Below are 24,703 nucleotides of genomic sequence, written 5' to 3'. Positions count from 1 at the left end.
GGCGCGCATCACGCGCCACCGCGCCGGTTCATCAACCGCGCGAAGGGAAGATGCCTTCGGTGGCGATGATCATGCTCAGGCCCAGGTACGGGCTGAGGTTGTTGAAGGGCTGATTGCCACCGGCAACGCCACAGCTTTGCGCTGCCAGGTTGGTCAGCGCCGTGGGGTTGCCATAGATGTTGACCGTGCCCAGGTTGGCATCGCCGCTCTGCGCCAGCACCAGGCTTGCCGTGCCTTTGTCGGCGCCGGCAGCTTCCGTCGAGACCATTAGCGGATGGCTGTGCATCGGCATTTGCTGCACGGTCAGCGTGGTGTTCTGGCTACCTCCCGTTTCACCGAGATCGACTTCACCCAGGCCCGGGCCCTGGCCCCAACCGACGGGCGAGCGGCCGCGCAGGTCGGGCAAGCCGAAGGTGACCCGGCCGTCGCCGCCATAGATCGTGCCGAGGATCGAAAACAGCGCGGCGTTTTGCGATATCGCCATCAATTGCCCACTGCACATTGCATAACCACGGGGCGCAAAGTTGCCACCGAACATCTTGATCTCACCGAGGAAGGGATCACTCATCTGGCATTACCTGTTTTTGGGTTGTGGGTGTGAACAGATCAGTTCAGGGCGCTCAGGCCTGCGGCTCCCGCTCACGGTGCAGCACCGCCTGCAGCACATGGCGGCCATCGGGCTCGGGCTGCACCGGGGTCATCAGCAGCAACCATTCCTGCTGCTGCGGACCGATAACGCGGTACACGCCCTGGTGCGGCAGCAGGCCGGCGGGCAAGGCGAAAAACACCAGGAAGCATTCGTGGCGGGCGCTCATGGCCACGCCCTCACTCAGTTGCACGCGTTCGACGGCTACGCGCTGCTCCGGCCCCAGCCAGAGCGCAAAGGCATGGCGGTCGGCCGCTTGCAGCTCGGCGAAGGTGGGCATGGGGATCTGGCCGGCGGCGCTCATGAGGCCTGCGCCATCAGGCAGCCAGGCACCGGCTCACGCCGCAGGCGGCGGTAGACCCCCGACTCGCCGACCGGGATAAAACCAAGCCTTGCATACAGCCGTTGCGCCGGATTGTAGTGCTCGACACACAGCTCGCAGGCGAGCCCGCGCTGGTCGGCGCGGCGCAGCAAGTCGTCGAGAATGGCGCTGCCAGTGCCGTGGCCAATGCAGGCGGGCAACAAGGCGATATCGATGAGGTTGAGTGCAGTCTGCCCCCAGAACAGGTACAGGCGGCCGATGGCTTGGCCCTGGCGTTCGACCAGGAGGAACTCACCGTCCGGGTAATGGGCCTGGTAATACTGGTGCTGGGCAGTGAATTGCTGGCGCAGAAACTGCGCAATCTGCTCGGCCGACCAGCCGCTGTGGCGCATTTCGCCGGCGCGGGTGGTGGCGTACAAATGCTCAAGGAAAGGCAGGTCGCCTTGGCCGATGGGGCGGAAACTCAAACCGAGTGGGTTCATCGTGTGTAGCGTCCCTGCGAGATGCTGAGCATTGATCCGTCCGCCCCAATGCCCCACGCCTGGCGTGAGATCATTGTGATGGCATTTTATTCTAATTGTCTGACAATCGCACTATCAAAATCCGCTTTCTCTTACCCCCAGCGCAGCCATTCGTCGCCATGCCGATGCCAGCAACGACTGGCCCTTGCCTTCGAGCACCACCAGCCCGCGAACCGGGCGTTGCAGGCCCCCAGGCGGGCTATTTTCGAGGGCAAAGCGTACGCCGTATTGCCCCTGCAGCGGCTGCGCCCGGCGGTTCTCATCGCGGCGGATGGCGATGGGGCCCTGGTGCTCGGAAACCAGCGCCTCCTGATCGATGGCGCTGACCCCGGTGGTGTCGATATCGCTGAGGCTGACCCGCAGCGAATCGCGCAGCGGATCATCGGCAACAAAATGCCCGGGCGCGCCGGCCTCGACCCGCCACAAGTCCGCTTCGGCCAGATAACCACGCAGGCGCAGGCCCTCCTCGACCACTGCAGCCAGCGGCAACTGCGCGGCAATCCAGCGGCCCGGTGCCAGGCCCACGGCCAGGTCGCGTATCACCCCGGCGTGCGGCGCGCGCAGGTTCAGGCGCTCGCGCTGGGCGGCCAGGCCGCGGTATTCGGCCACCGCCTCGGCCAGGCGCTGCTCGAGGATGCCGCTGTCGGCGGCGGTTTCACTGCGCCCGGCCTGGCGACGCAATTGCAGCTGCAGGATCTGGATTTCGCGCCGTACGATCTGCAGGCGCGATTCCAGGTCCGGTGACTCCAGCACCACCAGCAACTGATCGCGGGCCACGTGCTGGCCGTCCTGCACATGCACCTCGCGGATACGCGCTGCGGTCGGTGCATGCAGGGCACTGACCCGCGACGCTTCGAGCAGCGCCGGCACCTCGACATCGCTGCGCCACGGCAACACCAGCACCAGCAGCACCGCCAGCAGGCCGAGGCCCAGGCCCAGCACCTTGCGCGGTTGCGCTCGCTGGCGTTGCTGCCACCAGTGCTGGCCCTCCTTATAGACCGGCAAGGCGATGAACCAGGTCAGCTCGACCAGCATCAAAAAGATGCCCAGCGCCTTGAAAAACAAGTGATACACCGCCAGGGCGATGCCGAAAAACAGCACTGCGCGCCACAGCCAGGCGGCGTAACCCCAGCTCAACAAGCGCCGGCGCATGGCCGCCGACCACGGCTCGGGCGCCGCCTCGGCATAACCGAACAGCGCCTCGCGCAAGCGCCAGCGGCACAGGGCGAAGGCCCGGCCCTGGAGGTTGTCGACCGCCCACAGATCGCTGAGCAGAAAGTAGCCGTCAAAGCGCATCAACGGGTTGAGGTTGATCGCCAGGGTGGTGATCCAGGTGGCGCTGGCCAGCATGAACGCCGCCGTGCGCCCTGCCCCGTCCGGCAACAACGACCAGGCCAGCAGGGCCAGGCAGGCCAGCAGCAACTCGGCGAGCACCCCGCCGGCGCCGATCAACAGGCGGGTGCGGCGGTCCTGCACGCGCCAGGCATCGCTGACATCGGTGTAGAGCATCGGCAACAGCACCATGAACGCCAGGCCCATGCTCGGCACCCGGCAGCCGGCGCGTTTGGCCATGTAGGCGTGGCCGAATTCGTGGCACAACTTGGCAAAGCCCAGGGCGATGGCAAAGGCTGCAGCACCGCCGAGGCTCAACAGGTGGGGAAAGGTTGCGAGAAAACGCTGCCAGTCGCGCATGACCAGAAACAGCCCCAGGCACAGTACCGTGGGCAGGCCGTAGCGCAGCAGGTTCGGGCCGAACCGCGCCAGCCACGGCCAGGTACGGTTGAGAAAGGCATCCGGGCGCCACAACGGGATACGAAAGAACAGGTACTTGTGCAGCAACTGGGTCCACAGCCCCTGTCGCTGGCGGGCGGCTTTGTCGGCGTAGCTGGCCCGTTGCTCGTCATCACTGGCGGTGACCAGGTCATGGCCACGCAAAAAGCGCAACAGCTCCTCAATGGCCGTGCCCGGCAGCGGCATGCCCGGTTCGCGATTGGCTGCGGCCAGCACCCGCGCCGGATCGCCCAGCGCCCAGTGCCGCAACAGGCGCATGGCGGGCGCGCCGAGCTTGAAATAGCGCCCGCGCAGCGGGTCGGCCAGGGTCCATTGCGCAGCGCCGTCCAGCCCTGGCGCGGCGGGCGACAGTTGCAGGTCCGGGCGCAGTGCCGGCAGCATCAAAGGCCCACCGTCTGGCGCAGGGCCGCCAAAGGCCGGCGCAGCAGGTACAGCGCCAGCGGTGCACGCTGGCCAAACAGCTTGGCGGTGCCACGCAGGCCGATGCGCGGCGGCGCGTCGGTAAAGCGTGCGTCCAGGCGATAAGCCAGTTGCCCGGCCGGAGTGTTCTGCGCTTCGTAGGCGGCGCGTTCGAGCTCGGCGCCATGGCGGTGCAGCGGGTCGCTGTCAAGAAACAGCGCCACTTCGGCGCCAGGCTCAAGGCTCAAGGCATCGGCCACCGGCAGCTCGATGCGCAGCTCGGCCTGGGCCGGGTCGGCGATTTCCAGCAGACGCTCGCCGGTCTGCAATGGCTTACCGGTCAGGCGCTGGGCGTCGGCGAACACGGCAATACCGGCACGCTCGGCACGCACATCGGCGCGCGCCAGCAGCTCGCGGGCATAATCGCGCTCGGCGCGCTTCTGCTCGACACGGGCGGCCAGCAGGTCAAGCCGGGCGCTGGATTCAGCATCGGAAAATGCTCGCTGGGTGTTGGCCTTGAGCTCGGCCTCGGCGACCCCGAGGGTGCGCTCGGCAACATCGGCCTGGGCCTTGAGGCTGGTGGCGTCGAAGCGCACCAGCACCTGCCCGGCCTGCACCGCCTGGTTGGGCTTGATCAGGAACTCGGCGATCACCCCATCCAGCGGTGTGGCCACCACCTGGCCGTTGCGTGGCACTACTTCGGCCGGCGCCAACACCGACTGGCGCACCGGCACCAGCAGCACCAGCAGGGCTGCGGCGCCGATCGCCCAGCGGCTGCGTGCCGGCCAGCGCAGGCGCCATGGTTTGCCCGGCTGCAAGGCCAGCCAGGCATGGCTGTAACACTCGCCCAGGTGGTTGAGCAAGCTGTGCTCGGCCTCGACCCAAGGGTTGTCGCGGGCCAGCCACAAACCGCCAAAAACCACACCCTGGCGGTCCTTGAGCGGCAGCCAGAAGGCGTGGGCAGCTGACAACGACTGCCAGTCATCGCGGCTGGCCTGATCGAAACTGTCCGGGTTCAGCGGCCCGCTGGTGTCCAGGCGGGCGCTTTTACCCAACTGCGCGCCAGCATGCTCGATAAACGCCGCGAACGGCGCGTTCGCCTCGACCACGCTGATCGCGGTCAACGCCCGCACCTTGCCGGCAATCAGCAGCGCGGCGTGGCGAAAGGCGAACAGCGGCTGGGGGTCGTTGACCATGCTGAAGGCCAGCGCCTCGACCGTGGTCGCGGCGCGGGCCTGATGCTCCAGGCGCAGGTAATGCGCCAGCAGCTGCTCCATGCCATTGGCTACGGGCGCGTTCATGGCTGGCCGGCGAAGTGCGCGGAGCCGCTCATGCCGGCCAGCAGGCCGCGGCTGTCGGCCGGCAGCGTGCCGATCAGCAGCAGGGTCTGGCTGCCTTCATCGATGCGCGCGCCCAGGCGCTTGACCACCGCCTGCAGCGGCGCGCCGGTTTCATCGGGGACGAAGCTGAAGGTCTGTTCCGGCTTGAGCTTGCCCAGCCAGCGCGAAGGCACCAGCAGGTGCACCTCCAGCGAACGGTTGTCGACGATTTCCAGCAACGGCGCGCCGCTGGCCACGCTTTCGTGGGCCTGGACCTTACGGGCAACCACCTGGCCGTCGAACGGGGCCTTGACCTGGCAGCGCTGCACCTGCACCTGATAAACCTGCGCCTCAGCCTGGGCCTGCGCCTGGCGCGCTTCGGCCAGGGTCACTTCGAAGCGCCCGACCGAATTGAGCGCCGCCAGTTGCTGCTTGTTGCGCAGCTCTTCACGGGCCGCACGCACGGCAGCGCCGGCGGCATTCTGCTGGGCCTGGTAAGCGCTGCAATCAAAACGCACCAATACATCGCCCTTGCTGAACGACTGGCCTTCGGCGAACGGCATGTCCACCACCCGCCCGGCCAGCTCGCTGGCCAGCACCGCCTGCGAGCGCGCGCGCAGCACGCCGCGCACTTCGCTGACGCTCGAGGTCGCGCCCTCGAGCAGCGGATCGCTGTCGGCAGCCGCCTGCGCCAGGCTTGCGACCATCATCAACGCCAGGCACCAGGCTCCGTGCTTCATCTCGCTGCATCCTTTCATTATTGGTTGTATGCGTTGTGTATCGGTTGCAGCGGCGCGAACCTGATTACCGTTGGTCAGCAGCCGCTGGCTGGCAACCCAGGCACCGCCCTACGTGCCAGGCACAGGTGGCATGGCGAGTGTAGTAGCGGGGAACATGCGCGATGAAATGCGCGAACTGCAATCAAGGTAAGTGGCAGGATGCTATCAGTGTTTTTCGAGGCGCGGTAGCGGGTGCGAGGGGGTAAACACTATATTTTTTTGGCCCGGCGAGCTGGCCTTCGTCAGCGATGAGAACGATGCTGATTTTGCGCACGGTTCTCTACCAGCAGCACGCTCAAACACGTCTGAATACATACTCCATAAAATACGAACTTACATCTTGTCAAAACATTTGCATTGACGCTTCAGCCCCTCTGGCGAAAACAATAAACCCAGACCGAGCGATACACAGAAGTTTGAAAAGCAAACATTAAAGATGCTTCCTACAAACAATAAAAAACATTAAACAACTTCCCCCAATACGTTGAAAGCAAACGTTCACGCAGGGCCGCACATGTCATTAAAAAGTCGCTATATGGAAGAACGCCGGCGCCTGCGCGAACTGGCCGACGAATTTGCCGAAGACGATCCGCGCCTGGCGCACTTTCTCGGCAGCGAAGCCTCTGACCCCGACGTCGAGCGATTGATGGACGGCTTTGCATTCCTGACTGCAAAGCTTGCGATGAAGATCGACGACCACCTGCCGGAAATCACCCAGCCGCTGCTGCAACTGGTCTACCCCAATTTCCTTCGGCCCTTGCCCAGCGTCACCATGGTGCGCTTCGACCCGATCAATCATGCGCTGAGCGAAAGCCAGCTGATCCCCAAGGGTACCGCGCTGTTCTCCAGGCCGGTCGACGGCGTGAACTGTACCTTTCGCACCTGTACCGACGTGACCCTCTACCCCTTGGTCATCGATGAGATCTGCCACATCGACAGTGCCGACAAATCCATCGTCCGCATCGACCTTGGCGCGCTGACCGAGCAACCGCTGCGCCAGCTCGACTGCGACCGGTTGAGCTTTCATCTGGGAGGCGCTGCAAGCAACGCCCTGACGCTCTACCAATGGCTGTCACAGCACCTGCACAAGGTGGTTTTGCACATCAACGACCATCGCTATTCCCTCCCGCCCGCGACCTTGACCTTTGCCGGTTTCGAACCCGGCGAGGCACTCCTGCCAAGCCCGGGCGAGCACCTGGATGGCTACCGCCTGATACAGGAGTACTTTTACTTCCCGCAGCGCTTTCACGGCTTCAACCTGACCGAACTGCGCCGCTACTGGCCGGACGCCGCAGCCGAGCATATCCGCCTGGAACTGCGTTTTGACGCGCCCTTCCCCAACGGTTTCCAGCTCGACCGCGACAGCTTTTCACTGTACTGCACGCCGGCCATCAACCTCTTCGACCACCCAGCCAGGCCCATCCCGCTTGACGGGCAGGCCGTCTGCGAAGCCGTGCAACCCAGCGGGCGGCGAGCGCAGGCCTATGAGATTTTCAGCGTTGACAAGGTCGCTACCCGACGCCGGGACACGCAGACCTCGCAGGATCAACAAAGCCTGGAGTTTGCGCCCTACGAAGCGCTGCCCCGGCGTGTCGAACGCGCCGAAGAGCGTAGCGCACACTATTACAGCGTGACGCTCGAACAAGACCTGATCAAAGAGCGGGCGCGCCATGTCATCCGCCTGCTGCACGGTGATCAACGCCCCTACCGGGGCCAGCAGCAGACCCTGAACATCGACCTCACCTGCTGCAATGGCAACCTGCCCCTGCAACTGGACATCGGCGATATCAACCTCACCACCCAGGCCACGCCCTCGTTTGCCACCTACCGCAACCTGACCCGCCCGACCCGCTGTTACCCACCGGCGCTGGATGACGACCTGCACGGGGATGTGCAGTGGGTACTGCTTTCCAACCTGGCCCTTAATGACCTGTCGCTGTCCTGCGCCGACGCGCTCAAGGCGGTGCTGCAAGTCTATGACTTCGTGGCGCCCTATGACCTGCAGCACAAGCGCGCCACCCAGCGCCGCCTGAACGCTATCGAACACGCCAGCACGGCGCCGACTGACTGGTTGATCAAGGGCCTGCCCGTGCGCGGCATGCTCACCACCCTCAGGGTCAACCCCAACGCCTTCGACAATGAGGGCGACCTGCAGCTGTTTGGCAGCGTGCTCTCGCACTTCATGGCGCTGTATGCCAGCAGCAACTCCTTTCACCAGCTGGAAATCATCAACAGCGTGCGTAACACCAGCTTCGTCTGGCCCGCACGCACCGGCCAGCAGCCGGTGATGTGAACCCGGCAGGCCGCCACTACCTGAGTATGATCCGGGAAAAACTACGCGTGCGATGCGCTTAGTTGCGTTCAATAACGTGCACTTAAACCGCTCTGTAATCAGCAGAGCAAACTACTACGCCTGCAAAAAACACCCCAAAAACAACAAGTGACTTTTCCCACAAGCATTTAGGAAGCCCAACAAAGACAAGGCAGTAAGTTACCTCTTACTGTCTCCCCCCTCTGTAAGAACAAATCTTGTTGGACGTTCCATCCACGTCCATTCGACCTGCCCGACGCAATGAACAGCAGGAGTTGCCATGCCCGGCCAGCGCGATGTGCGTTTTACCTTCAGCTCGACGGCTGACATTGACTTTGATGTGGTGTCTTTTGAACTGAACGAGGGTATTTCCCAACTCTATCGTTTGACCATCGAGCTGGTCAGTGCAACCGCCGACGCCGACTTTGCCACCCTGCTCGACCAGCCTGCGGCTCTGACCCTCTGGCAGGGCAACCAGGCCGTTCGCCATGTGCATGGCCTGATCAGTCGTTTCGAACAGGGCCAGACCGGCTTTCGCCGCACCCGCTACCGCGCCGAGATCGAACCGCAGCTGGCCCGCGCGCAACTGCGCTCCGACTGGCGCATCTTCCAGAAACGCAGCGTGCCGCAGATCCTTGAACAACTGTGCAAGGAGCGTCAATGGGGCCAGGCCAGCCAGCACCTGAGCGAAACCCACCTGCCCCGCGAGTACTGCGTGCAGGCGGGCGAACTGGACCTGGACTTCTACCTGCGCCTGGCGGCCGAGGAAGGCTTGCTGTCGAGCTTCGAGCACAGCGAAGCCGGCCATCGGCTGATCCAGGCCGACCATATCGCGACCTTCGGCGCCATCGAGGGCGGGCCGGTGGTGTATGAGGCCAATCCGGGGGGCGAAGCCTGGCAACCGTCCCTGCGCCAGTTCACCTACCGCGAACAGGTACGGACCAGCTGCCAGACCCAGCGTGACTACACCTTCAGCCATCCGCGCTACAACCTGGAGCAAAACGTGCTGGCCGCCGAGATGGGCAGCCAGACCGTCGACTACGAGCGCTACGACTACCCCGGTCGCTACAAGCACGACGACGCCGGCAAACCCTTCACCCAGACCCGCCTCAAGGCCCTGCGCGGTGATGCGCGCACCGCCGAGGTCGAAGGCGACGATGCGCGTCTGCTGCCGGGCAAGGCCTTCACCCTCAGTGGCCATCCGCGCGAAGACCTCAACAGCGGCTGGCGACCAATCCAGATCAAGCACCAAGGCCGCCAGCACACCGCCCTGGAAGAAGAGTCTGCCGAAAGCGAACACGGCACCTGGTACAGCCTGACCGCCACCTTGATCCCCGATACCGTTGAATGGCATGCCCCGGCGCGCCCCAAGCCATGCATCGAAGGGCCGCAGATCGCCATGGTGGTCGGCCCGGCCAAAGAGGAAATCTACTGCGACGAGCATGGCCGCGTACGCGTGCAGTTTCCCTGGGACCGCGAAGGCTGCGAAGACGATCGCAGCTCGTGCTGGGTGCGCGTCGCCCAGACCTGGGCCGGGGCGGGCTGGGGGCATGTGGCCCTGCCGCGGATCGGCCAGGAAGTGGTGGTGGGCTTTCTCCACGGCGATCCGGACCAGCCAATGATCATGGGCCGCAGCTATCACGCGATCAACCGCCCACCGTACCGCTTGCCCGAGTTCAAAGCACTGAGCCCGCTGCGCAGCAAAGAGCACCACGGCCAGCGCCACAACGAACTGCGCCTGGACGACACCAGCGGGCAGATCAGCGCCACCTTGATGAGCGATCACGCCGCCAGTGCCTTGAACCTGGGCTACCTGACCCATCCCCGGCCCGGTGGCGGGCAGCCCCGGGGTGAAGGCTTCGAACTGCGCACCGACGCCCACGGCGTGGTGCGTGCCGGCGGCGGCCTGCTGCTGACCAGCGAACTGCGCGCCCGCGCCGCCTCCCACCACACCGACCTGCCGCAAACCGCCGAACGCCTGAAGACCGCCCAGCAATATCACGCCACTTTCGCCAGCGAAGCCCGCGACCACCTGGCCCAGGAAAGCGGCGACCAGGACGAAGTCGCCGATGCGCTTCAGGCCCAGCACGACGGCATACGCGGCCGCGGTACCGGCAACCCCAATGCCAATCAATACCCCGAGTTCAGTGAACCCTTCCTGGTCCTCGACAGCCCGGCCGGGATCGCCAGCAGCACGCCGCAATCCACCCACCTGGCCAGCGGCGAACACCTGGGCCTGAGCAGTGGCGGGCACACCAGCCTGGCCGTCGGCAAGCGCCTGCTGATCAGTGTCAGCCGAGGCCTGCGCACCTTCGTGCAAAGCCTCGGCTGGCGCCTGGTCGCAGCCTCCGGCGATATCGACATCCGCGCCTTGAAAGACAGCATCAACTTGCTGGCCAAACTCAAGGTCACCGTCAGCGCCGAACGCATCATCCTCAGCGCCAAGGAGGAACTGGTGATCCAGGCGGCGGGCAGCAGCACCACCTACAACGCCGGCGGCATCAGCCACGCCACCAGCGGCGTGTACACAACCCACGCCACTGACTTTCTCTACAAAGGCGCAAAGAGCCAGGCGGCGGCCTTTCCTGAAGGGCCAAAAGCCGGCAAAGGCAATCTTGAGCTGTTCCAGCACTACGCCAATGGTTTTGCGTTCAAGGGCTCGGAGTATCAGGTCGAGGATGCACTCGGGCAGGTTTTCAAGGGCACGCTGGATGACAACGGCTTTGCGGCGGTGGCAGGCCTGGCGCCAGGACCGGTCAAGGTGCTGTTCGGCACAGACAAGACTCGCGCCGCCTCGGCAGCGCCATTTGCAGAGCAAGCAGCACGATCAGCAGCGACGCCCGGCGCCATGACTACCTTGCGGCCGTCGCAGGTCATCCAGCAGACGTTGGACCGCCTCTTCGCAATGGAGTCCGCTGATAAAGGACTGCCCCTCTCCCTTACCGCTATTCCCGCAAATCGAACCATTAACGGAGGCGGCCCGAATGGCTCGATGTGAAGGTGCGGTCGCGCCCAAGAATACTTTTACCGAAGAGGATGTAAGGGCTGGCACCGACAAACTGGCGCAGTGGCTGACCGGGCTCACCGGTGATGCCGTCAACTGGCGCACTGTTATTACTGTCGGTGAAATGCTACCCGTCGCGGGCTCGATCTTCGCTGCGGCCGATGCGATCGGCGACATCATTGAGCTGGCCCAGGGCGACGCCACCTACAGGGCCGATCTCTACAATTGGGTCGGCCTGGGGATCAACCTGTTCGGCCTGGTTCCGCTTCCTGGAGTCGGAGCAGCCCGAGCGGTCATGCGCCCTTCACTGAAGACCCTCAGAACCACCAAAGGCGACATCAGCCAGGCGCTGCTGACTACCATAGAAAGCGCGCTGGCCGATGTCTGCCCCGGCGATCTCGAGGCATTCGTCAAGGAGGTTGAAGCCACCCTGCACAGCATCCTCAAGGCCTTTGCACAAAAGGTCATCGAGGTTTGTAAATTCCTTGCTGACCTCATCCGCTCGGTGGCAAGCGGCGTTGTACAGGACGTGGCACTGACCGTGCTCTTTCCCGGAATCAGCCTGGTAGTTGAAGCGGCCGATGCCTTCAAGAGACGCACCGGATTCGGCTTTGGAAAAGACGATATCGGCTTAGGCGACAGACAAAAGCAACAGTTGCAGAAAACCCTTGAGCCCGTTGCGGCGAGCATCGAGCAGATTGGCAATATCGCCAGCGACAAGATCATCCAGACAGGCAGTGAAACCAATCCGGACAGCCTTCTTAGCATCATCAGGGCGCTTTCCAGTGCCTTGCAGCGACGCAAGAATGCCCCACGCCAGGCGAATATGGCGCCTGGCAGAACCAACGAAGCCAGAAGGCCACAGCCGCAAAATGGCACTCAAGCCAGTCCGGCCCAGCGCTCTGCCCGTGCTGACGGTAACTGCCAAAAGCAGGGAAGCAAAGCTGGCACCCAGTGCAGCATCAGCTTCGCCATGGGCAGCGAAACAATTGTCCATACCGACTTCGAGCTTCCCGGCACCTTCCCCCTGGTGTGGAACAGGACTTACCGTTCCTCACTCTCAGCCTTTGACAACAACCCGTTCGGTGCCCGCTGGATCACGCCGTTCTCCAGCCGCTTGGATCTGAGCGAAGATCAACTCACCTACCATGCGACCGATGGGCGTAGCCACCACTACCCGCTTCCCGACGTTCACCATCACCATCTCGACCCGATTGAAAACCTGGTCATTGCGCGCACCAGCAAAAACAGATTGGTACTGCTGCGGGGGCATGACAGCCAGGAGCACTACGAACGGGTAAGCAATCAGTTCCGCCTGACAGCCATCAGCCTGCGCGGCGGTGCCCGCATTGCCTTGCACTACGAGCACCAACACGCTGAACACAGCGTGCTCTCGGATTTGCTCACCTACCAGAACGACACCCCGCACCAGCACATCCATACCCAGATCGACGACCAGGGCCGAATCAAGGCACTTTGGCTCATGCATGACGGCCAAGCGCTTCGACAGTTGGCACGTTATGAGTTCGACCACCAGGGTGACCTGCGCGCCGCCCGCGACGAGCACGATGCTCAATGGAACTATGACTACCAGCACCATCTGCTAACCCGCTACACCGACCGCACCGGTCGCGGCATGAACCTGCAATGGCAAGGCAACGGGCCGGATGCCAAAGCGGTTCGAGAATGGGCCGACGATGGCAGCCAGGACACCCGCCTGAGCTGGGACCCGGACATCCGCCTGACACGCCTGCTCGACGCCAACGGTCAAGAGACGCTGTATTACTACGATGTCCTCGGCTACACCTACCGCATCATCCATCCCGATAGCAACGAGGAGTGGTTCTATCGCGACGACGCCAAGAACCTCACCCAGCACATCCACACCGACGGCAGTGTCGACAGCTACGCCTACGATGAGCGCGGCAACCTGGTCCAGCACACCCGCCCCGACGGCACCAGCGTCCACCATGCCTACGACGACCAGGACCTGCGCTTCAAGACCCGCGATGCCGAGGGCGGGCTGTGGAAGTACGACTACGACCCGCGTGGCAACATCATCGAAACCCTCGATCCGCTGGAGCACAAGACCCAGTACAGATACAACAGCGACAACCTGCCCGTTGCCATCATCGACGCCAACGGCGCAGAGAAAAAACTCGCCTACAACGCCGACGGCCAGCTGATCCGCTACACCGACTGTTCCGGCAAAACCAGCCAATGGCGATACAACGCGCTGGGGCAACTGTCCCAAGTCACCGACGCCGCGGGCATGGTCACCAGCTACCATTACCAGGCAGGTCAGCTCAGCCGTATTGTTCACCCGGACAAGACCGAGGAGCGTTTCGAGCGCGATGCCGAAGGCCGTCTTCTCGACCACATCGACGCCCTGCAGCGCCGCACCGTCTGGCAATACAACGAAGCGGGGCTGATCCAGCAACGCCGGAACGCCGATGGCAGCATCCTCAACTACCGCTGGGACCGGCTTGGCCAGCTTGTCGAGCTGCGCAACGAGAACAACAGCACGGCTACCTTCAAGTACGACCCGGTTGGCCGCCTGCTGAAGGAAACCGGTTTCGACCAGCAAACCACCCACTACCTCTACGACAACGGCAGCAACCAGCCTACCCGCCGCCTTGATGGCGATCGCGTCACCTGTTTCGAATACGACCCCCTGGGCCGACTGCTAATGCGCCAGGCAGGCCAGAGGACGGCGCAGCAATGGCAAACCGAAACGTTCGCCTACGACGGTAACGGCAATCTGCTGCTCGCCGAGAACGACGCCTGCAAGCTGCAATGGTTCTACGATAGCGCTGGCAACAACACGCGCGAACACCAGTACCTGCGTTACCTGAAAAAGCCCCATGTTGCCATCTGGCGGCACGAGTATGACGCGCTGAACCAGCGGGTTGCCACGGTCCGCCCTGATGGCCATCGGGTCAGTTGGTTGACCTATGGCAGCGGCCACCTGCTGGCGCTGAAGCTGGACGATCGGGAACTGCTGAATTATCAGCGTGACGACCTGCACCGAGAGATTGGCCGCGAGCAAGGCAACGGTCTGCAACAACGCCAGAGCTGGACACCGAACGGTCACTTGCAGGAACAGACCGTCGCTCGACGCGGTGAGTCAAGCCGCTTGTCAGTGCGCAACTACCGTTACGACGTTGCCGGTCAGCTCACCAACATCCAGGACCTGCGCCGTGGCGCCATCAACTACCGCTACGATCCTGTTGGCCGCCTGCTCGAAGCAGGCAGTTTGGCAAATAGCGAACATTTCGCCTTCGACCCGGCCAGCAACCTCCTCGACCCGCAGGCACCCCAGGAGCACAACGGCTACCCGCGCAGCAAACTGCTCGACAACCTGCTGCGCGACTACTGTGGCAAGCACTACCTCTACGACGAACGCGGCAACCTCAAGGAGCGCATCGAGAACGGCAAGAAAGCCACCTTCAGCTGGGACCTCTACGACCGCTTGACGCACTACGAGGATGATCGGCTGACTGTCTACTATGCCTATGACGCCCTCGGCCGGCGCCTGTGCAAGCGCTCCCGCGCCAAGTACCAGAACCGCCGCGAGGCCGGTCCCGCATGGAACCAGAACGAACAGCGCAAGCTCGATCAGCAGTACGGCTGCGGCAACACCCTCTACGGCTGGGATGGCGACACCCTGGCCTTCGAAAACCGCACCCATGACCTTGGCGCCCGCCTGACCCACTACGTGTACGAGCCCGGCACCTTCGTGCCCGTTGCTCAAGCGGTGGAACACCACTCCATCAAGTTGCTGCTCGAGCCTGTCTACGACTTTCCCTACGACATCGAGCGTGACCCCGTCTGGCAGCACAAGCCCGCGCCAACGCCCTTCGATGCGTTTGCCTGGTACCAGTGCGACCACCTGGGCACGCCCATGGAGCTTACCGATGAACAGGGCGAAGTGGCCTGGAGCGGCACCTACAAGGCCTGGGGCGCGGCACAGGAGAAACGCAGCGACACCGCCAAGCGTGCAGACATCCGCAATCCGTTGCGCTTTCAGGGGCAGTACTTCGATGTCGAGACAGGGCTGCATTACAACCGGTATCGGTACTATGATCCGGGGGTCGGGCGGTTTGTTGGGAAGGATCCGATCGGGTTTGCGGGTGGGTTGAATGTATTTGCTTATGCGCCGAATCCAACCCATTGGACAGACCCATTAGGATTAAAGGCAAAGATCAACTGCCCAATATGTTGTGATGGATCACACGGAAGATCAAATAAGCAGGAGCGGCTTCTAGAGCTTGCAAACGACCCTAATCAGCCCAGACATGTTCGCGGATGGATACGCAATGAAATTCGTCACATTGAAACAGGGAACCGCACATCAATTCGCCTCCCTGGGAATTCGAGGAACTCCAGAGCTCCTGGCCGAGAGCTCGCCCATGGACGCAACACTCCCGCGAAAACAGGACACTGCTATCGTCACTCAGCTCTCCAGGACGCCGACTTGCACAAAGCACAACACAAAATAGGAGGTTATTAAGTGCAACACCACCCCAAAAAAATCAGCAACATCGTATCTCTATCAAAGAAAGAGCGATACGAGTATTTCCTTCGAAAAGTCACTGACTCCATGAAACTATGGGGACTATTCGATGCTGGATGGGCAACCCTCCAAGCCGAGAATTCGACTATAGTTCCTCTCTGGCCCGAGGAGTGCTTTGCCAAAATTTGCGCCACCAATGAATGGAGTAACCTAGAACCCCAACACATTGATCTGCAAAGTTTTATAGACAAGTGGATTCCAGGACTAGAAGGTGATAACCATTTGTGCTTAATATTCCCTACCCCTAGCGATCAAGGAATGATAATTACTGCCCACTCTCTACATCACGACTTGAAGAGGGAACTTTCCCAATATGAATAACCCGACACTACGATCATGGGTAGTTTGTTGTTGAAACGCAAACTGTTGAGAATCGCTCCATCAGCAGTACCTTTGCCTGGAACCAGTGCAATCACCTCGATACGCCGATGGAAGTTACCGACGAACGATGTGAAGTCGCCAGCGCCGCAACACTCTGACTGGCTGAATGCTCTTTAAAACCCAAATCGACTTACCTAATTCTAGCGCGACGCCTAAACCGACTAGAAGGATCAAGCCATAACCCCACCGTAAAACAACTTAATTCTCGCTCCGAAAAGAAAATGCAACTGAAAACGCCACACCTGCCGAGGTTCAATTCAGGCCATAGGAGAGGAAAACAAATGCATTTCTTCGCTGCGGAAAGCGACATGCTCCTCCTGATAAGGGAGGCTACGCACCTAAAACAACTAAACGCAATAGCCACTGGCAAAGCAAAAAAAAATCTTAAGGACGATGTCATTAATTTATCTAACATACCAAATTTAGGTAACTCACCATACAGTGACAGCGCATTGAACCCCTCCTATTTAGTCTGGGAAACTAAAAACAAGATCAAATCACGAGAAGTACCCCAAAGGAACGGTGGAGCGATAAATCTGGTTGACCAGAGAGACAACCCAGAAACGATAGTAATCCGACCCGGTAGTGCGCACCCAGATGGCATTATCTCAGGGGAGATATCCACCATTCACGCCTCCACCGAGAGCCTTGAGCTCTACAAACTGTTCGAGAAACTGATAAAACAGCGATTCACAAAAATAAAATCATATTATGTTGGAAATGATGCAATCAAAGCTCTATCTCGAGGCGAAAGGTTAACTTCCAGCACTAGCGCACCAACCGAGTACGATCTGACCATAGATTAGAAATCCAGGGACACGTAAATGGTGATTATTTGAAAAATCTGATTCGACTCGGAGACACCACCGATCATGGCGGCATAGTGATTGAATCTATCTCCCACACAAACCTCAACGGCAAACCAATAGCCGGCAAAGGCAACCTAGTTTCCTGCCCACTCTGCAAAGGCATCTTCCCCATCGTGGAAGGCAGCAGCACCTACAGCATCAACGGTATCCCGGTCGCGCTCGACGGCATGAAAACCGCCTGTGGCGCCAGCCTGATTGCCAGCGCCTCTCACGGCAGCGTGCATCGATAATCAGACGGTGTAGACAAGTGACAGATCGATAGTCAGAAACCAACAGAACAACTGTTCGCACGGATTGCGACTACACCTCAGCGTCAACGGAGGATGAGGCCATGGGCCAACTGAAGACCCGAATTGCCGAGCTGAAACAAGCCCTGCAACAGCTTGTCGAGCACAACGTCCACAACCCGGACGACGATGACCACTGGAGCGGCGTGCTGTTCTTCTGTGCCACTGACGAACGTACCCGTACCCTGGTCGAGCAAGTTGAAATCCTCGCCAGCGAGCTGTTCTTCGACCCTCAAGGCAGGGCACTGCGCCACCGCATGCGCACCGCCTGCATTGACGGCGTCATCATCCAGGAGTCAATGCCCTACCGCGGCGATGAAACGGTTATCCGCATCGAGGTGTTACAAGCGGGTCGTATCACTGTGAGTGCAGCCAGGGAGTAAGGGCTACCGCTTGAATACTTGGCCTTCGACCCGGCCAGCGCCCGCGCCAAGTACCAGAACCGCCGCGAGGCCGGTCCCGCATGGAACCAGAACGAGCAGCGCAAGCTCGATCAGCAGTACGGTTGCGGCAACACCCTCTACGGCTGGGATGGCGACACCCTGGCCTTCGAAAACCGCACCCATGACCTTGGCGCCCGCCTGACCCACTACGTGTACGAGCCCGGCACCTTCGTGCCCGTTGCTCAAGCGGTGGAACACCGCTCCATCAAGTTGCTGCTCGAGCCTGTCTACGACTTTCCCTACGACATCGAGCGTGACCCCGTCTGGCAGCACAAGCCCGCGCCAACGCCCTTCGATGCGTTTGCCTGGTACCAGTGCGACCACCTGGGCACGCCCATGGAGCTTACCGACGAACAGGGCGAAGTGGCCTGGAGCGGCACCTACAAGGCCTGGGGCGCGGCACAGGAGAAACGCAGCGACACCGCCAAGCGCGCAGACATCCGCAATCCGTTGCGCTTTCAAGGGCAGTACTTCGATGTCGAGACAGGGCTGCATTACAACCGGTATCGGTACTATGATCCGGGGGTCGGGCGGTTTGTTGGCAAGGATCCGATCGGGTTTGCGGGTGGGTTGAATGTTTATGCCTATGCGCCGAATCCGGTTGAGTGGGTTGATCCGCTGGGTCTTGCAAAAAAGAAGATCAAGGCAAGCGGAACACCCAAACAAGCACAAACCAAAGTTAAAAGGGAGCAAGCACCGTCTGAAATTGATCGTATCGACGCCCCCCAGCAGAATGTTCCTCACAGCCAATGGCATGCACACTGCCCATGTGGCTCAGGTTACAACCTTGACGGATCAATCCACGACAAGGGCAGAGGCGATGTAACATTTTCTAGAAAAACAATCGAATGGCTTAACGACCATGGCTGGAGCATACCATTAAAATGAAATTAACAGACTTGTACACTTCAATAATAAGCAAGGAATCATATGATGATATGGACGTATTTTTCTTGAGCTACGAAAGCTTTGAGGAAATTCCACTTATTTCAAGACACAACAGACTTGACCAGCTTGCCGACATATTAGGGAAAAGCAACACTCTAGACTTTTTGATTGGCCTTTCAGCGTTTCTACTTAACTCAATCACCACCCTGGCAAGGGTAAAAAAACTAAATGAGGACGAACTTTTCATAGCAATAACATTTACAGATTTTGACAACCCCTACGGAAGCGAACCCATAATCCCAAATATTTTTATCTACCCAAACCAAAACAAAGAAAATGACTTCCATCAAAGTCTAAAAAACAACACCCCCAACAAAAAATCCATTGAACTAACAACAATCCAAAAGCACTTCTCAAAATGCAACTTGGAAAATAGCTTTATATTTTACGAGAGCAGATTTTTTGACCCAGCTTGCGATGAAGAAATTGTAAGGATATTTGCCGTCCCCAAGCGCTCCCACAAAATATAATGCCGGCATAAGCGACGCCCACAACAGAACAAAAATATCGAGACCGGCCTGCATTACAACCGGAACCGATACTATGATCCAGGGGTTGGGCGGTTTGTTGGCAAGGCTCCGATTGGGTTTGCGGGAGGGTTGAATATTTATGCCTATGCGCCGAATCCGGGTAAGTGGTTAGTCCCAGCACGGGACCTTGAATCTATAGAACACAAAAACCTCGGCACATTGACAACAAAACAAATCAACCCAGCACCAGATAGAAACAAAAACAGAGCCGCTTACATCGACTGTGCAAAAAGGCACCTATCACAATGAACAAAGTAAAGCCAGGAGATATTTTTGCCGTACCACTTGATAATCGCAAACAGCACTATAGCTATATACGAATGTATAACGACCCCAACATAGCCATATTGAACGTGACATCCAAAAACAGATTGCTTAGCATTACCGAACTGGAAAATTACACACCCTACATGGATGCCTTTTCGTTAAGAACCGCAGTTGAAAAAGGTGAGTGGCCATACATTGGAAACATCCCATTCAACAAGAACGAAAATCCTTGGCCCGCCCCCAAAAAACAAGTATCCACAATCAGGCCCGACTTAAAGCTTGTAATATATCAAGGAAAACTAATCCCTTCCGAAAAATTCGGAGAATATGACAGCCTTCCCGAATTTAAAAAATTTACCGACGAAACACTAATCAAAGAAATAATCGCTAACTCTGAACATTTTCATAAGCTCTAACACTCATCAAGCATTCACCTAAAATATCACTAAATAAGAGGAGGGCTTGAGTGAAGAAAATTGCACGCCTTGGGGATTCGACTGATCACGGAGGTTCAGTGATTGAAGCTATCCAACATACAAACCTCAACGGCAAACCAATAGCCGGCAAAGGCAACCTAGTCTCCTGCCCACTCTGCAAAGGCATCTTCCCCATCATCGAAGGCAGTAGCACCTACAGCATCAACGGTATCCCGGTCGCGCTCGACGGCATGAAAACCGCCTGTGGCGCCAGCCTGATTGCCAGCGCCTCTCACGGCAGCGTGCATCGATAACCCGAAACCAAAGAGCACTTTGTTCGCACGGATTGCGACCACACCTCAGCGTCAACGGAGGATGAGGCCATGGGCCAACTGAAAACCCGAATTGCCGAGCTGAAGCAAGCCCTGCATCAGCTTGTCGAGCACAACGTCCACAACCCGGACGACGATGACCACTGGAGCGGCGTGCTGTTCTTTTGCGCCACTGACGAACACACCCGCACTCTGGTTGAACAGGTTGAAATCCTCGCCAGCGAGCTGTTCTTCGACCCTCAAGGCAGGGCACTGCGCCACCGCATGCGCACCGCCTGCATTGACGGCGTCATCATCCAGGAGTCAATGCCCTCCCGCGGCGATGAAACGGTTATCCGCATCGAGGTGTTACAAGCAGGTCGTATCACCGTGAGTGCTGCCAGAGCGTGACGGCTACCCGCGCAGCAAACTGCTCGATAACCGGCTGCGCGACTATTGCGCCAAGCACTACGTCTACGACGAACGCGGCAACCTCGGGTGACCACTCAACCAATTTGCAAGACAATGTGTCCAGGCGACCGGTCAGTCGAGTGTATGAAATGTCGTTGAGGCGCGTACCAGAGCCTTGGCTGAAAGCATTTAGCAAAACCGGCAGGCTTCGCGCCCTGGCCACTTGCGATTTCTCCCCATCCCGCCGCTTGCCCTGTGCACGCTCCTTGCCCGAAGATCCAGCCTGGCGATAGCAGATCGTCGAAACAACTCAGGCAAAGGACTTACCGTGAACAACAAGAAATCGCCAAACTCAGGCGACAGCCTCTCACCGCCCTGGACCACCCATATGCCGCGCGCACTGCACCAGCTGGAGCAGTTTCGCCGCGAGTACACTCGCAACTGGCGGGTCAATGCCAACAGCCACCGCAACCAGGGACACTATGCCTGGATGACCGCTCAGGTTGAGGGCTACCTGCGCCTCCTGGAGATTGGTTGCGGCGTCGGCCACTCCACCCTGGCGCTGCTGAAGAATGGTCACAGCGTGGTCTGCGTGGAAGAGAACCCCCACTGCATTGCAGCCACTCAGGCCCTGCTCTCAGAACACGGCTACTCGGTCGCGGTCATTGCACGCGAATCTGCCCAAAGCCTGGACGACAACGCCTACCGACTCGACTACTGCGCGCCGGGTGATGCGCCCAAGGCCGACTGCCTGCTGATCGAAGGCGATGCCCTGGGTGACCCGCAGCTCAAGCAGTGGCTCAAGGCCCAGCCTCGATTCGACGCGGTGGCCTGCTGGCTGCTCGGCACCCACAACGCCCGAGGCCACAACGTCGCGGTGGACACTCGCCTGATGCCAACCGCCTTCGAGCACCGAATTTTCGTGCAGAACAGCGTCTATGAACTGGCCGATGAAGTGCTGCGTCCCGGCGGATTGTTGAGCGTGATCGACCGTGGGCAAACACCCGACACGGACGTTCTCAAGCACGCCGTCCTTGGCGGTCACCGTGATCAGGCCAGTGTCACCTCATTGCAGGTCGAGAAGCTGGAGCACACGCCCTACATGCACACCCGCGAGGAAGGTGCGATGGGGATGCAACTGACAGCCCCCGTAGCCTCTGCCGTACCGACCGGTCCCGTGACGCTGTCGCTGACGGCGGTTACTTCGCGCAAACCCTGAAGCGGCTGCCCCGCCCTGCGTGGGCGGGCACTGCCACTTCACAGACCGTCAATGGAGAGCCAATGGACAACCCGCACCGAAACCTCAAGGCCGCTGCCGATATCCGCCAAACCCTGAAGGCCCTGCAAGAAAGCCTGCCACTTTTGGTAGCCAAAGGCTTTGCCAAGGAAGCGCATCGAATTGGCGAAATCGTCAAAGACACGCAGAAGACGATGGACCGCATTGCCGTAGACACGGATGGTGAATTCACCTCAAGGCACTGATGGTTCAGCGATGCGTCAGCGCCCTGGACCAGACACCTGCCCAGCACCGAACAGCAGAAACGAAAAAAGGCCCCGAAGGGCCTTTTTTCTATCACCACAGCACTCTGCTGAATGCTGTAGCGCCATATTTGGAGCGGGAAACGAGACTCGAACTCGCGACCCCGACCTTGGCAAGGTCGTGCTCTACCAACTGAGCTATTCCCGCGTCGTGATGGGGGCTATTGTAACGATTCAATAAATCTCGTCAAGCCCTTGATTCAAAAAAGCTTTATTTCTGCTCCGAGCCTTCGCGCAGGTGCGGCCAGGCGGCGCGCAGGTAGTGCACCATCGACCACAGGGTCAGGCCGGCAGAAATCATCAGCAAGGCGTAGCCAAGAATCACCCAGAAGGTCAGCACCGGCGGGTTGGCCAGCAGGATCACCAGGGCGAGCATTTGCGCTGCGGTCTTCCACTTGCCCAGGTTCGACACCGCCACGTGCGCCCTCGCCCCAAGCTCGGCCATCCACTCGCGCAGCGCCGAGACCACGATCTCGCGCCCGATGATCACCGCCGCCGGCAGGGTCAGCCAGAAGTTGGCGTGCACTTGCACCAGCAATACCAGGGCCACCGCCACCATCAGCTTGTCGGCCACCGGGTCCAGGAAGGCACCGAACGGCGTGCTCTGCTGCAGGCGACGGGCCAGGTAACCGTCCAGCCAGTCAGTGGCCGCGGCGATGGCGAAGACACTGCTCGCTGCGATATAGCTCCAGTGATACGGAACATAGAACAGCAAAATGAAGATCGGAATGAGCAGGACGCGAAGAACGGTAAGCAGATTTGGAATATTCATCGGCACAACTGGCTGCAAAGTGAGCGGGCATTCTACTCGCTATGCAGGTTGGCATAAATCGACTCGGCAAGCTTTTTACTGATTCCCGGTGCTTTGGCGATTTCTTCGACGCTGGCGCGGGTCAGCTCCTGCAAGCCACCGAAGTGTTTGAGCAGGTCGCGGCGACGTTTCGGGCCGACCCCGGCGACGCCTTCAAGGGTCGAGGTGCGGCGGGTCTTGCCGCGGCGGGCGCGGTGGCCGGTGATGGCGAAGCGGTGGGCTTCGTCGCGAATCTGCTGGATCAGGTGCAGCGCTGGCGAGTCGCCCTTGAGGGTGAACTCATGGGCCACGTCGTTCAGGTACAGGGTTTCGAAACCGGCCTTGCGCGTGGTGCCCTTGGCCACCCCGAGCAAAATCAGGTCGGGCACCGCCAGTTCCTGCAGCACTTCACGGGCCATGTTCAGCTGGCCCTTGCCGCCGTCCACCAGCAGCACGTCGGGCAGCTTGCCCTCACCGTCCTTGAGCCGGCCAAAGCGCCGGGTCAGGGCCTGATGCATGGCCGCATAGTCATCGCCCGGGGTTACGCCTTCGATGTTGTAGCGGCGGTAATCGGACTTGAGCGGCCCTTCCGGGCCAAACACCACGCACGAGGCGACGGTGGCTTCGCCGCTGGAATGGCTGATGTCGTAGCACTCCAGGCGCTGCGGGGTTTCGTCCAGGGCCAGCACCTGGGCCAGGGCCTCGAAGCGCGAGGCCATGTGCTGGCGGTTAGCCAGGCGCGCGCCCAGTGCCTGCTCGGCATTGGTCACCGCCAGTTGCTGCCAGCGCGCACGGGTGCCGCGCACCCGGTGGCTGATGGTCAGCTCGCGGCCGCGCAGGGTTTCGATCGCGGCGGTGATGGCGGCAAAATCCTCGTGGACGACGTTGACGATCAGCTCGCCCGGCAGTTCGCGCTCGGCGTTGCCCACGTAATACTGCGAGAGGAATGCGGCCATGACCTCGGCCACCTCCTCCTCGATGCCCACTTGCGGGAAGAAGTTCTTGCTGCCCAGCACCCGCCCGCCGCGCACGCTGATCAGGTGCACGCAAGCACCGCCGGGGTTGACGAAGGCGGCGACGACATCGACGTCGCCGCTGCCGCCTTCCATGCTCTGCTGGTCCTGCACGCGGCGCAGCAAGGCGATCTGGTCGCGCAGCTCGGCGGCCCTCTCGAACTCCAGGGCCATGGCCGCCTGTTCCATCTCGGCGTTCAGCTCGTTGGTCAGCTGGTGGCTACGGCCTTCAAGGAACATCACCGAGTGGCGCACATCCACCGCGTATTCTTCGGGTTCGACCAGGCCGACACAAGGCGCCTTGCAGCGCTTGATCTGGTACTGCAGGCACGGCCGGGTGCGGTTGCTGTAGTAGCTGTCTTCACACTGGCGGACGAAAAAGGTCTTTTGCAGCAGGCTCAGGCTTTCGCGGATGGCGCCAGCGCTGGGGTACGGGCCGAAGTACTTGCCCTTTTGCTTCTTCGCCCCACGGTGGATGCCCAGGCGCGGGTAGTCGCCGTCGGAAAGAAAGACATAAGGATAGGATTTGTCGTCGCGCAGCAGGATGTTGTACGGCGGCCGCCATTCCTTGATCAGGGTCTGCTCGAGCAGCAGCGCCTCGGTCTCGTTGGCGGTGATGGTGGTTTCGACCTGGGCGATGCGCGCCACCAGGGCAGCCGTCTTCGGCGCCAGGCCAGCTTTGCGAAAGTAACTGGCGAGGCGCTTCTTGAGGTTCTTGGCCTTGCCCACATACAGCAGCCGGGCCTCAGCGTCGAACATCCGGTAGACGCCCGGGCGACCGCTACAGGTCGCCAGGAATGCGCTTGAATCGAACACAGGTGTCATGAATG

Annotated in this window: 23 protein-coding genes and 1 tRNA gene; 15 read left to right on the top strand and 9 right to left on the bottom strand. The window is 60.4% G+C overall.

Annotation, left to right across the window (positions count from 1 at the left end; translation table 11 throughout):
* Positions 1–31: 31 nt before the first annotated feature.
* The 6 genes from BLR26_RS14795 to BLR26_RS14770 form a co-directional block, all read right to left on the bottom strand.
* Positions 32–568, bottom strand: coding sequence for a phage tail protein (locus tag BLR26_RS14795; RefSeq protein WP_045194004.1), 537 nt, complete (start codon positions 566–568; stop codon positions 32–34).
* Positions 569–620: 52 nt separating this feature from the next.
* Complete coding sequence (locus BLR26_RS14790; RefSeq protein WP_093381788.1) at positions 621–950, bottom strand: DUF6916 family protein; 330 nt, start codon at positions 948–950, stop codon at positions 621–623.
* On the bottom strand, positions 947–1,450 hold the full coding sequence (locus BLR26_RS14785; protein WP_093381786.1) for a GNAT family N-acetyltransferase: 504 nt from the start codon (positions 1,448–1,450) through the stop codon (positions 947–949). Before BLR26_RS14785 ends, BLR26_RS14790 begins: the two co-directional genes overlap by 4 nt.
* A 114-nt stretch (positions 1,451–1,564) precedes the next feature.
* Entirely contained in the window at positions 1,565–3,664 is a 2,100-nt protein-coding gene (locus BLR26_RS14780) for a site-2 protease family protein (RefSeq protein ID WP_176794247.1), read from the bottom strand.
* Positions 3,661–4,980: an efflux RND transporter periplasmic adaptor subunit gene (locus BLR26_RS14775; RefSeq protein ID WP_093381784.1), complete on the bottom strand. Its 1,320-nt coding sequence runs from the start codon at positions 4,978–4,980 to the stop codon at positions 3,661–3,663. The genes BLR26_RS14780 and BLR26_RS14775 overlap by 4 nt, the downstream gene beginning before the upstream one ends.
* A complete protein-coding gene (locus BLR26_RS14770) occupies positions 4,977–5,738 on the bottom strand; it encodes an efflux RND transporter periplasmic adaptor subunit (RefSeq protein WP_093381783.1) in 762 nt (253 codons plus the stop codon). The genes BLR26_RS14775 and BLR26_RS14770 overlap by 4 nt, the downstream gene beginning before the upstream one ends.
* Before the next feature lie 553 nt (positions 5,739–6,291).
* Between BLR26_RS14770 and tssF the strand changes: the two genes are divergently transcribed.
* From tssF to BLR26_RS14700, 15 genes are all read left to right on the top strand, one after another.
* The gene (gene tssF / locus BLR26_RS14765) at positions 6,292–8,070 is read left to right on the top strand and encodes a type VI secretion system baseplate subunit TssF (protein WP_093381782.1); all 1,779 of its coding nucleotides are present in this window, start codon (positions 6,292–6,294) and stop codon (positions 8,068–8,070) included.
* A 298-nt stretch (positions 8,071–8,368) separates the two neighbouring features.
* The gene (locus BLR26_RS14760; RefSeq protein ID WP_093381781.1) at positions 8,369–11,086 is read left to right on the top strand and encodes a type VI secretion system Vgr family protein; all 2,718 of its coding nucleotides are present in this window, start codon (positions 8,369–8,371) and stop codon (positions 11,084–11,086) included.
* On the top strand, positions 11,073–15,605 hold the full coding sequence (locus tag BLR26_RS14755; RefSeq protein ID WP_093381780.1) for an RHS repeat-associated core domain-containing protein: 4,533 nt from the start codon (positions 11,073–11,075) through the stop codon (positions 15,603–15,605). Before BLR26_RS14760 ends, BLR26_RS14755 begins: the two co-directional genes overlap by 14 nt.
* Positions 15,606–15,989, top strand: a complete 384-nt coding sequence (locus BLR26_RS27745; RefSeq protein WP_093381777.1) for a DUF2750 domain-containing protein — start codon at positions 15,606–15,608, stop codon at positions 15,987–15,989.
* Between the two features lie 281 nt (positions 15,990–16,270).
* The gene (locus BLR26_RS27135) at positions 16,271–16,855 is read left to right on the top strand and encodes a hypothetical protein (protein WP_143013274.1); all 585 of its coding nucleotides are present in this window, start codon (positions 16,271–16,273) and stop codon (positions 16,853–16,855) included.
* A gap of 29 nt (positions 16,856–16,884) precedes the next feature.
* On the top strand, positions 16,885–17,148 hold the full coding sequence (locus BLR26_RS14745; protein WP_093381774.1) for a PAAR domain-containing protein: 264 nt from the start codon (positions 16,885–16,887) through the stop codon (positions 17,146–17,148).
* A gap of 101 nt (positions 17,149–17,249) precedes the next feature.
* Entirely contained in the window at positions 17,250–17,588 is a 339-nt protein-coding gene (locus BLR26_RS14740; protein WP_093381772.1) for a hypothetical protein, read from the top strand.
* A gap of 18 nt (positions 17,589–17,606) precedes the next feature.
* A complete protein-coding gene (locus BLR26_RS14735; protein ID WP_093381768.1) occupies positions 17,607–18,536 on the top strand; it encodes an RHS repeat domain-containing protein in 930 nt (309 codons plus the stop codon).
* The gene (locus BLR26_RS14730) at positions 18,533–19,066 is read left to right on the top strand and encodes an Imm15 family immunity protein (protein ID WP_093381765.1); all 534 of its coding nucleotides are present in this window, start codon (positions 18,533–18,535) and stop codon (positions 19,064–19,066) included. The genes BLR26_RS14735 and BLR26_RS14730 overlap by 4 nt, the downstream gene beginning before the upstream one ends.
* 36 nt (positions 19,067–19,102) lie before the next feature.
* Entirely contained in the window at positions 19,103–19,375 is a 273-nt protein-coding gene (locus tag BLR26_RS14725; protein WP_093381761.1) for an RHS repeat-associated core domain-containing protein, read from the top strand.
* Complete coding sequence (locus BLR26_RS14720) at positions 19,372–19,809, top strand: Imm26 family immunity protein (RefSeq protein ID WP_093381758.1); 438 nt, start codon at positions 19,372–19,374, stop codon at positions 19,807–19,809. The genes BLR26_RS14725 and BLR26_RS14720 overlap by 4 nt, the downstream gene beginning before the upstream one ends.
* A gap of 50 nt (positions 19,810–19,859) precedes the next feature.
* Complete coding sequence (locus BLR26_RS14715) at positions 19,860–20,123, top strand: PAAR domain-containing protein (RefSeq protein ID WP_093381755.1); 264 nt, start codon at positions 19,860–19,862, stop codon at positions 20,121–20,123.
* A gap of 69 nt (positions 20,124–20,192) precedes the next feature.
* On the top strand, positions 20,193–20,531 hold the full coding sequence (locus BLR26_RS14710; protein ID WP_093381752.1) for a hypothetical protein: 339 nt from the start codon (positions 20,193–20,195) through the stop codon (positions 20,529–20,531).
* A 388-nt stretch (positions 20,532–20,919) separates the two neighbouring features.
* Positions 20,920–21,750, top strand: a complete 831-nt coding sequence (locus BLR26_RS14705) for a class I SAM-dependent methyltransferase (protein WP_093381749.1) — start codon at positions 20,920–20,922, stop codon at positions 21,748–21,750.
* A gap of 62 nt (positions 21,751–21,812) precedes the next feature.
* The gene (locus BLR26_RS14700) at positions 21,813–22,013 is read left to right on the top strand and encodes a hypothetical protein (RefSeq protein WP_045194012.1); all 201 of its coding nucleotides are present in this window, start codon (positions 21,813–21,815) and stop codon (positions 22,011–22,013) included.
* 129 nt (positions 22,014–22,142) lie between these two features.
* Here BLR26_RS14700 and BLR26_RS14695 read toward each other — a convergent pair.
* The 3 genes from BLR26_RS14695 to uvrC all read right to left on the bottom strand — a co-directional run bounded on the left by BLR26_RS14695 (position 22,143) and on the right by uvrC (position 24,698).
* A tRNA-Gly gene (locus BLR26_RS14695) sits at positions 22,143–22,218 on the bottom strand.
* Positions 22,219–22,281: 63 nt separating this feature from the next.
* Positions 22,282–22,842, bottom strand: coding sequence for a CDP-diacylglycerol--glycerol-3-phosphate 3-phosphatidyltransferase (gene pgsA, locus BLR26_RS14690; protein ID WP_010221879.1), 561 nt, complete (start codon positions 22,840–22,842; stop codon positions 22,282–22,284).
* Between the two features lie 32 nt (positions 22,843–22,874).
* On the bottom strand, positions 22,875–24,698 hold the full coding sequence (uvrC, locus tag BLR26_RS14685; protein ID WP_045194013.1) for an excinuclease ABC subunit UvrC: 1,824 nt from the start codon (positions 24,696–24,698) through the stop codon (positions 22,875–22,877).
* Positions 24,699–24,703 lie beyond the last annotated feature (5 nt).

The organism is Pseudomonas sp. UC 17F4 (assembly GCF_900101695.1).
Lineage (GTDB): Bacteria > Pseudomonadota > Gammaproteobacteria > Pseudomonadales > Pseudomonadaceae > Aquipseudomonas.
The sequence above is the reverse complement of the archived record's forward strand: the minus strand, read 5'-3'. Positions and strand labels throughout refer to the sequence as shown.